This is a genomic window from Clostridium sp. UBA5119, from assembly GCF_002414285.1.
In the GTDB taxonomy this organism is placed as follows: domain Bacteria; phylum Bacillota; class Clostridia; order Clostridiales; family Clostridiaceae; genus Clostridium_J; species Clostridium_J sulfidigenes.
In genome coordinates, this window is the sequence record NZ_DHYX01000084.1 from 68,198 (window position 1) to 76,287 (window position 8,090).

At 30.4% G+C, this 8,090-nt stretch carries 7 protein-coding genes, 1 riboswitch and 1 other annotated feature; of the genes, 6 read left to right on the plus strand and 1 reads right to left on the minus strand.

Annotation, left to right across the window (positions count from 1 at the left end):
* Window positions 1-125: 125 nt before the first annotated feature.
* Window positions 126-1,556 (minus strand): bifunctional UDP-sugar hydrolase/5'-nucleotidase, encoded by a 1,431-nt coding sequence (locus tag B2671_RS13500; RefSeq protein WP_346870874.1) that lies wholly within the window; start codon window positions 1,554-1,556, stop codon window positions 126-128.
* 303 nt (window positions 1,557-1,859) lie between these two features.
* Window positions 1,860-2,059, plus strand: a binding site (T-box leader).
* Between the two features lie 73 nt (window positions 2,060-2,132).
* Between B2671_RS13500 and serS the strand changes: the two genes are divergently transcribed.
* From serS to ribE, 6 genes are all read left to right on the plus strand, one after another.
* Window positions 2,133-3,407: a serine--tRNA ligase gene (serS, locus tag B2671_RS13505; protein WP_346870875.1), complete on the plus strand. Its 1,275-nt coding sequence runs from the start codon at window positions 2,133-2,135 to the stop codon at window positions 3,405-3,407.
* A 203-nt stretch (window positions 3,408-3,610) separates the two neighbouring features.
* Window positions 3,611-3,841, plus strand: a complete 231-nt coding sequence (locus tag B2671_RS13510) for a hypothetical protein (protein ID WP_346870876.1) — start codon at window positions 3,611-3,613, stop codon at window positions 3,839-3,841.
* Between the two features lie 191 nt (window positions 3,842-4,032).
* Window positions 4,033-4,148: riboswitch (FMN riboswitch) on the plus strand.
* A gap of 331 nt (window positions 4,149-4,479) precedes the next feature.
* Window positions 4,480-5,589 (plus strand): bifunctional diaminohydroxyphosphoribosylaminopyrimidine deaminase/5-amino-6-(5-phosphoribosylamino)uracil reductase RibD, encoded by a 1,110-nt coding sequence (gene ribD, locus B2671_RS13515; protein ID WP_346870877.1) that lies wholly within the window; start codon window positions 4,480-4,482, stop codon window positions 5,587-5,589.
* On the plus strand, window positions 5,565-6,236 hold the full coding sequence (locus tag B2671_RS13520; protein ID WP_422653242.1) for a riboflavin synthase: 672 nt from the start codon (window positions 5,565-5,567) through the stop codon (window positions 6,234-6,236). Before ribD ends, B2671_RS13520 begins: the two co-directional genes overlap by 25 nt.
* Window positions 6,237-6,263: 27 nt before the next feature.
* Window positions 6,264-7,466 carry a bifunctional 3,4-dihydroxy-2-butanone-4-phosphate synthase/GTP cyclohydrolase II gene (locus tag B2671_RS13525; RefSeq protein ID WP_346870878.1) on the plus strand — a complete coding sequence of 401 codons (1,203 nt, stop codon included), beginning with the start codon at window positions 6,264-6,266 and terminating at the stop codon, window positions 7,464-7,466.
* Between the two features lie 54 nt (window positions 7,467-7,520).
* A complete protein-coding gene (gene ribE, locus B2671_RS13530; RefSeq protein ID WP_346870879.1) occupies window positions 7,521-7,982 on the plus strand; it encodes a 6,7-dimethyl-8-ribityllumazine synthase in 462 nt (153 codons plus the stop codon).
* Window positions 7,983-8,090 lie beyond the last annotated feature (108 nt).

Consider the following 8,090-nt stretch of genomic DNA (forward strand, 5'->3'; position numbering starts at 1 on the left):
TTTATTCCTCCTTAAACAGTAAATTAACTTATAGTGTAGTATTTGAAAAATTTATGATTTTTAAACATAATAATAATTAATCTTAATAAAAAGAGATGAATAAATTTTTTGTTAAGAATTGTAAGCTATTTAATAACAGTTAGATATTGATTTTTATCCACTACAACTTTCTTATGAGATCTAAAATAATCAATGATAATGTCGGGCATTTCATTTAAAACTTCACCTACTACTTTACAATTTCTATAGAAATGATAACCACCTGCACCTGTTGCTCTATAGTTATTCATGGCAAGGGTAAGGGTATCATTATCAACAATGTTTTTACCCTTAAATTTCATTGAAATAACACGATTTCCTACTTCTTTGTTTATATCAAAGATATAACTCAAATTTGAGAAATAGTCATAGTTATAATGTTCTACCTTAGGTTTTAAGAAGCGGGTAGATACTTGTAATTCACCATCAATATTATCAAAGTAACTAGCGCATTTTTCAAGGGCAAGCTTTAAAGTTTTCCCATCTATTTCAATGATAGTTAGGGTATTGGGAAACATATATGTAGAAGTTATATCTCTTACTGTTACATTTTTGTTAAAACCTTTTATTGAATTAGCAAAGGATGTAACTGAAATATCAGCACCACTTACATCCAACTGTACTTGATTTATGAAATTAGCTAAATAAGAGCCATTTGCAGCCATGTCTATGTGAGTACTAGGTTGAAGTTCAATATCTAAAAATCCTACAGGTGTATCCAACCACTTTTGAACTTGTTTTTCTAAATTTAAGAATTTATAATACATAGCATTATTAGGATTAAGCTCTACTTTTTTTAATGAAGAACTTATATTTTTACTTAAATCATCATGAAACTCTAAGTTTAGTTCTAAAAATTTTGTTCCGTTGGGAGGGGTTTGAGCTATGTAGGTATTATGTAGATATTGTCCTGGAATTTCCATGTGCTGATGTCCAGTTAAAAGAATATTAAAATCAAATTCTTGGCACAGTTTATATGCTATGTTTTCATTAGTGTTGCTTAAATTTTCATGGGATTCTAAATCATTTTCAAATCCACCATGATAAACTCCTATTACTAAATCACATTGTTTTTTAAGTTCTGCATAATACTTTTTTACTGATTTAAAGGTATCTGTGATAGTGAAATTTTTTATATTGAAAGGCCTTTCCCATATGTTTATAAAATCAGTGGTAAATCCCATTATGCCTACTTTTAACCCATTTTCCATGGTTTTAATATCATAAGGCAAAATACATATTTCTTTTGTTTTATTATCTACATTAGTGCATAGACATTTTCCATTTAAATTGTTAAGATATTTTTTCAAATAGTCATAGCCATAATTGAAATCATGATTTCCAAGAGTTACATAATCGTATTGACCTTCATTCATTACAGTGGCAAGTGGATGTATATCAAATTCATTAGTACTTAAATAATTGGTAAATGGAGAACCTTGAATTGTATCTCCACCATCTATGATTAATGTATTTCCATCCTTTTCAAACTGATTAATTATATTTAATATACCCATATTCTTTTCAGTGTCATCTCTATAATTTGTAGGATATATATATCCGTGAATATCAGNNATCAGACGTAAAGTATATTTTTAATTTTTTCATTTTGTCACCTCATTATATTAAAAAACTGTATTTTATAAATTTTCATCAATATTACTATAACATATATATTATTTACATATAAAATCATCTTCGTAGATAAGATATCTAATAAAAGTAAAGTTTAAAGGTAATTTTATTAAGTTATATTGTATAAAAATATTTACATTGCAAAAATAAAGTGTTAATATAATGCTTAATATATACTAAATATTATATTAGCAATGATGAAACTACGATTATTTTAATATTTTAGAGAGCTGATGATAGGTGAAAATCAGTATATTATATAGTCTTTCCACTTCGGAGCTACTGATGAAGAATCAGAGGGGAGTGCTCCTTAAAGCACAGTAAAGAGGTCACTAATGTGACAACTGGAGTGGTACCACGGGATATAATAGCTCTCGTCTCTATATTTATAGAGGCGGGAGTTTTTAATTTACAAAAAAAAGCTTTAGTATTAAATATTTCATTGAGGAGGAAGAAAAATGATAGATATTTATTTAATTAGAAAAAATCCTGAGAAGGTTAAAGCTGCACTTTTAAAGAGAATGGATAGTGTAGATTTTTCAGAGCTTTTACAATGGGATGAAGAAAGAAGAAAAATATTAATCCACGTAGAAGAGCTTAAGAGCAAGAAAAATAAGTCATCTAAAGAGATTCCTATTCTTAAGAAAAGTGGAGAAAAGGTAGAAGAATTATATGAAAAAATGAAAGTAGTTAGTAAAGAAATAAAAGAATATGATGAGAAACTTCAAGAGCTAGAAGAAAAGATTAATACCTTTATGGAAAGTCTTCCTAATATACCTGATGAAGATGTAGTAGCAGGTGGAAAAGAAAATAATAAGGTAGTTAGAGAATTTGGAGAAAAGCCTAATTTTGATTTCCAAATTAAAGATCATGTAGAACTTGCTAAAGTTTATGATCTTATTGATTATGAAAGAGGAGTTAAGCTTGGAGGTAATGGATTTTGGATATATAAAGGCGTAGGAGCTATGTTAGAATGGGCTTTACTTAATTACTTTATAGAAGAGCATATAAAAGATGGATATGAATTTATCCTGCCTCCACATATATTAAACTATCAATGTGGTCTTTCAGCAGGTCAGTTTCCTAAATTTGTTGATGAAGTATTTACAGTTGGGGACAAAAAAGATAAAGAAAGTATGCAATTTATGCTTCCTACAGCAGAGACTGCTTTAATAAATCTTTATAGAGGAGAAATTTTAAAAGAAGGAGAGTTACCTAAGAAATTGTTTGCTTATACTCCTTGTTATCGTGTTGAAGCTGGAAGCTATAGAAAATCTGAAAGAGGTATGATAAGAGGACATCAGTTTAATAAAATTGAAATGTTTCAATATACAAAACCTGAGGATTCAGATGAAGCTCTAGAGGAATTAATTAAAAAAGCTGAAGCTCTGGTAAAAGGCTTAGGGCTACATTATAGACTAGTAAAGCTAGCAGCTAAAGATTGTAGTGCATCTATGGCGAAGACCTATGATATAGAAGTTTGGATACCGAGCATGAATGAATATAAAGAGATAAGTTCAGCTTCTAATGCAAGAGATTATCAAGCAAGAAGAGGTATGATAAGATTTAGAAGAGAAGAGGGTAATAAGGTAGAATATCTAAATACCTTAAATGCATCAGGTTTAGCTACAAGCAGGTTATTACCTGCAATACTAGAACAATATCAACAAGAGGACGGAAGTGTTATAGTACCAGAAGTATTGAGAAAGTGGATAGGAAAAGATAAATTATAGCTAGACTTTTTAAAATCTATGAAATTTAATATGTAAGATATGAATTATTAAGCTTTAAAGGATATAGAGCTTTATAAAGATAAGGTTGTAATTATTATAAGTGTTGGAACTATATCTAAAAAAATATATGCTAAGAACTTTTAAGCAACTATTGAATATTATGTAATTATAATGAATTATTTCGATGGTGGGAGGAAAGTTTAATGAATCCTTATGAATTAATAACGAAGATTAAGGGAAAAATGAAGGACCCTAATTTTGCAGCTAGATTTAATAATGCAGCCAATGTAGTAAATAATATACCAGGACTGCAACAAGAGATAATTAGGATAGCCCAGATAAATGACCAAAAGGCTCAAGATGCAGCAATAGAAAAATTGCCTAGAGAAGCTAAGCAAGCTGTTCAAGAAATATTAAGTTTATTGAATATGTAGTAGTTTAAATTAAATAAGAAAATATTTAATGAAATAAACCGGGGATATTACAATGTCTCTGGTTTATTTTCTGAGAAATGTTATTTTGTAAACAACAATAAATATGGTTTATAAAATGTTAATTAATAATATTTGTATGAATATATTGAAATTATTTATGTAAGATGATATTATAAGTTTGACAAGTTAATATCAATTTTCGGGGCAGGGTGAAATTCCCTACCGGCGGTATAGCCCGCGAGCCAATTTGGCATGACTTGGTGAGATTCCAAGGCCGACAGTAAAGTCTGGATGTGAGAAAATTATTTATAAGTATAGTAATTACTATAGTTGTTTTATCCGATGACTACTATCTCTAATACTCATATCTTCTTAAAGTGGGAGTTAAGAGCATTACGTCCATGGATAACGGTTTCTAAAGCTTCAGAGAAGCTAAGAACTCTGTGTATATAACTATAATTGTTAGTTTATGTGCTCTGAAATATATGTATATATTTCAGAGATTTTTTATTTTATGATTAATATTAAATTTTTAATATTATAGAATAAACTAAATTTTACTAGAAATATGAATAAAAATTCAGCCCCAGGGTATTATACTTGGGGCTTTTATTTTATTTAAATAAGGATGTGATTTTATGGATGAAAATTATATGAGATTAGCTTTGACATTAGCAGAGAAGGGACGTGGAAGAGTTAATCCTAATCCAATGGTAGGTGCTGTAATTGTTAAGAATGGAACTGTTATTGGTGAAGGATATCATCAGGTATATGGACAGAACCATGCAGAGGTTAATGCGTTTAAAGATGCTAAAGAAAATACTTTTGGAGCGACTCTTTATGTGACCTTAGAGCCCTGTTATCATCATGGGAAGACACCACCTTGTGTAGATAAAATCATAGAGAAAAAGATAAAGAGAGTGGTAATTGGCTCTTTAGATCCAAACCCTTTAGTTGCGGGTAGAGGAGTTAAAAAGCTTAGAGATTCTGGAATAATTGTAGATGTAGGAATTTTAGAAAAGGAATGTATTGCTTTAAATGAAATATTTATAAAGTATATTTCTACAAAGAAACCCTTTGTAATTATGAAAACTGCCATGTCACTTGATGGTAAAATAGCTACTCAATATGGGGAATCAAAGTGGATAACTGGAGAAGCTTCAAGAAAAAATGTCCATAATTTGAGAAATAATATTATGGGAATAATGGTTGGAGCCAATACGGTTATTAAGGATAATCCTGAGTTAACCTGTAGGGTACTAAGAGGGAAAAACCCTATAAGAATAATTTTAGATAGTTCCCTTAAAATTCCTTTAAATTCTAAAGTTATAAAGGATAAGAAGGCAAGAACCATTATAGTAACTACGGAAAAAGCTACGAAGGAAAATATATCAATTTATACTGAGAGTGGTGTGGAAGTAGTGGTTATTCCTTCTAAAGACGAGAAAGTTAATTTAGAGAAATTAATGGAAACTTTAGGTGAAATGAATATTGATAGTATTCTTCTTGAAGGAGGGGGAACCGTAAACTTCGAAGCTCTAAAAGCTGGAATAGTAGATAAAATTCAAATTTACATTGCGCCAAAATTTATTGGAGGAGGAAAGTCTAAAACTCCAGTAGAGGGAATAGGAATAAAAGTTCTAGAAGAAGCCTATGGAGTAGAGAGTATAAGGGTAAGCACTATAGGAGAAGATATTTTAATAGAAGGATACATGAAGGAGAGATGGAAGCCTTGTTTACAGGAATAGTTGAAGAGGTAGGAGAAATTATAGGAATAAAAAAGGGAGAAAAATCCTCCATTCTTTCAATTAAAGCTAATAAAGTTATTGAGGATGTAAAGTTAGGATATAGCATTTGTACCAATGGAGTATGCTTGACAGTAACAANNACAAATATATATGGAAATTTATTTGATGCCGATGTTATGGCTGAAACTCTAAGAAGAAGTAATTTAGGAGAATTAAAGGTTGGAAGCAAAGTAAATTTAGAAAGAGCTTTAAGTGCTAAAGGAAGATTTGGAGGACATATAGTAAGTGGACATATAGATGGTGTTGGGAAAATTATTTCCATGAAAAAGGAAGATAATGCAATATGGGTTACCATAGAGGCTAAGAAAAATATTTTACAGTATGTAGTTGAAAAAGGTTCTGTAGCCATTGATGGAATAAGTCTTACTGTTGCTTATGTAGATGATAGGGTATTTAAAGTTTCTATAATTCCACATACAGGAAAAGAAACTATATTATTATCTAAAACCAGTGAAGATACCGTAAATCTTGAATGTGATGTTATAGGGAAATATGTAGAAAAACTTTTAACATTTCAAAGTGATAAAAAAATAGAAAAAAAAGATTCTATTAATGAAGATTTTCTTAAAGAAAATGGATTTATATAAGATTAAATATAATAGGGAGGGTTAAATATGTCAGAGTTTTATACAATTGAAGAAGCAATTAAGGATATTAAAGAAGGGAAGATGGTTATAGTAATTGATGATCCAGACAGAGAAAATGAAGGTGATTTATTAATGGCTGCTGAAAAGGTTACTCCAGAAGCTATAAACTTTATGGCTAAGTTCGGGAGAGGTCTTATATGTATGCCATTGGAGGGAGAAAGACTTAGAGACTTAAAAATTGAGCCTATGGTTGAAAAAAATACAGATAATCATGAAACTGCATTTACAGTATCTGTAGATCATATAAGCACAACTACAGGAATATCTGCCTACGAGAGAGCTTTAACTATTCAGAAGATTTTAGATGAAGATAGCATAGGAAAAGACTTTAGAAGGCCAGGTCATATATTTCCGCTACAAGCTAGAGATGGAGGTGTATTAAAAAGAGTAGGACATACTGAGGCAGCAGTGGATTTAGCCAAAATAGCAGGGTTAAAGCCAGCAGGAGTAATTTGTGAAATTATGAGTGAAGATGGAACTATGGCTAGAACTGAGGAACTTTTAGAATTCGGTAAACTACATAATATTAAAGTAATAACCATAGCAGATTTAGTAAGATATAGAAGAAAGACAGAAGTACTAGTGGAAAGGGCAGCAGCGGTAGATATGCCTACAAAATACGGTAATTTTAAAATGTATGGATTTATTAATAAATTGAATGGAGAACATCATGTGGCATTAGTTAAAGGAGAAATTGATGAGAATAAACCAATTTTAACAAGACTTCATTCTGAATGCTTAACTGGAGACGTCCTTGGATCTAATAGATGTGATTGTGGAGAGCAATTGGCAGAAGCTTTAAGGAGAATTGAAGAAGAAGGCTGCGGGATACTTTTATATATGCGACAAGAGGGAAGAGGCATAGGACTTATAAATAAATTAAAGGCTTACGATTTACAAGACCATGGATATGATACTGTAGAGGCAAATATTAAACTTGGATTTCCAGCAGACCTTAGAGATTATGGAATAGGAGCTCAAATTCTTAGAGAGTTAGGAGCTAAAAAGCTTAGACTTATGACTAATAATCCAAAGAAAATTAAAGGGCTAGATGGATATGATATTGAGGTGGTAGAGAGAGTACCAATCCAAATCAACTACAATAAGGATAATGAATTTTATTTAAAAACTAAACAAACTAAAATGGACCACATACTTAGTTACCAGTAATACTCTAAATCTATGATTTAGTATAAATTAAAATATAATCTAGGAGGAATAATGATGAAAATATTTGAAGGAAATTTAGTTGCGCAAGGATTAAGAATTGGGATAGTAGTAGGAAGATTTAATGAGTTTATTGTATCTAAACTTTTAGGTGGAGCCATTGATGGACTTAAAAGACATGGAGTAGAAGAAGATAACATTGAAGTGGCATGGGTGCCAGGAGCTTTTGAATTACCGCTGGTAGCAAAAAAAATGGCTCAAAATGAAAATTATGATGCAATTATATGCCTTGGAGCAGTTATTAAAGGCTCTACACCACATTTCGATTACGTTTGTGCTGAAGCTTCAAAAGGAATAGCATCAGTATCTCTTAGTACAGAGAAACCAGTTGTTTTTGGAGTTTTAACAACGGATACTATAGAGCAGGCTATAGAAAGAGCTGGAACTAAAGCAGGTAATAAGGGCTATGATGCAGCAGTAACAGCTATAGAGATGGCAAATTTATTAAAATGTTTCTAATTAAAAGTTTGATTATGAAAATATAATAAAATTATTTAATTTAGTAGTCAATATATAATAAAATTCCCTATAAAAATATATAAATAGTAGTGCTAGTATACTTTTATG